The sequence below is a fragment of the Rhodococcus sp. JG-3 genome (assembly GCF_000482405.1).
Classification (GTDB): Bacteria; Actinomycetota; Actinomycetes; order Mycobacteriales; family Mycobacteriaceae; genus Rhodococcoides; species Rhodococcoides fascians.
This window is the reverse complement of the sequence record NZ_AXVF01000009.1, coordinates 1-1,526: the sequence shown is the minus strand read 5'-3', so window position 1 is coordinate 1,526 and position 1,526 is coordinate 1. Positions and strand designations below refer to the sequence as shown.

Annotated in this window: 1 protein-coding gene; it reads left to right on the top strand. The window is 64.5% G+C overall.

Annotated features, from left to right (window positions below):
- The coding region (locus K414_RS25725) for an amino acid adenylation domain-containing protein (RefSeq protein ID WP_152530338.1) at positions 1-1,526 on the top strand (1,526 nt) is incomplete at both ends.

The following is a 1,526-nucleotide window of genomic DNA, read 5'->3' as shown; positions in this document are numbered from 1 at the left end:
GCTCCGGTTCGTGGTCCGCGTTCTGTTGCGGGTGTGGTGTTGCCGGAGTTGTTGGCTGGTGCGGTCGGTGTTGCTGGTGTCGGTGGTGTTGCGGTGGTGTCGGGTTCGCGGGTGCTCTCGTATGGGGAGTTGGATGCGGCATCGTCGCGTGTGGCGCGGGTGTTGATGTCGTGTGGTGTGGGTCCGGGGTCGTTCGTGGCGTTGGCGTTGTCGCGGTCGGTGGAGTCTGTGGTGGCGGTGTGGGCGGTGGCGAAGGCCGGTGGTGCGTTCTTGCCGGTGGATCCGAATTATCCGGTGGATCGGATCGAGCACATGTTGGTCGATTCCGGTGCTGTGGTGGGTGTGACGTTGGGTGCGCATCTGGATGCGGTTGCGGGTGTGGGTGGGGTGTCGTGGGTGGTGCTCGACGATGCCGATGTGGTGGCGGATCTGGCGTTCGCTTCGCCTGCTCCGGTGTTGGATGCCGAGCGTTCGGGTGTGTTGCGTCTCGATGATGCGGCGTATCTGATCTATACCTCGGGGTCCACTGGTGTGCCCAAGGGTGTGGTGGTCACTCATCGTGGTGTGGGGAACTTGGCTGCCGAGGAGCGGGTTCGGTTCGGTGTGGGGCCGTCGTCTCGGGTGTTGGCGTTCGCGTCGCCGAGTTTCGATGCGTCGATTCTCGAGTTCGTGTTGGCGTTCTCGGGTGGGGCGACGATGGTGATTGCGCCGGCGATGGTGTTCGGTGGGGTGGAGTTGGCGTCGTTGCTCGCCGAGGAGCGGGTCACGCATGCGTTCGTGACTCCGGCGGCGTTGGCGTCGGTGGATCCGGTGGGGTTGGATTCGGTGGAGGTCGTGGTCACCGGTGGTGATGTGTGTGCTCCGGAGTTGGTGGCGCGGTGGGCGCCGGGTCGGCGGATGTTCAATGCGTACGGTCCGACGGAGGCGACGATTTTCTCGTCGATTTCGTCGGCGTTGGTGGTGGGGGAGTCGGTCGATATCGGTTCGCCGACGATCGGTTTCGCGGAGGTGGTGTTGGATGCGCGGTTGAATCCGGTGCCCGTGGGTGTGGTGGGTGAGTTGTATCTGGCGGGTCCGGCGTTGGCTCGTGGGTATCACGCGCGGTCGGGGTTGTCGGCGGAGCGGTTCGTGGCCAATCCGTTCGGTGGTGCGGGTTCGCGGATGTATCGCACCGGTGATGTGGTGCGGTGGAATGCCTCGGGTGCGTTGGAGTATGTGGGGCGCAGCGATTTTCAGGTGAAGGTGCGTGGTTTCCGCATCGAGTTGGGTGAGATCGATTCGGTGTTGGCGGCTGTGTCGGGTGTCGATTTCGTGGTCACTGTCGGGCGTGAGTCCGCGGCGGGGTCGACGGTGTTGGTGTCGTATGTGTTGCCGGTGGCCGGTGCGTCGTTCGATGCCGGTGTGCTGCGTGATCATGCGGCGTCGGTGCTGCCTGCGCACATGGTGCCCTCGGCGTTCGTGATGTTGGAGTCGATCCCGTTGACTCCGGCCGGCAAACTCGACCGCAAAGCCCTCCCCGAACCCGA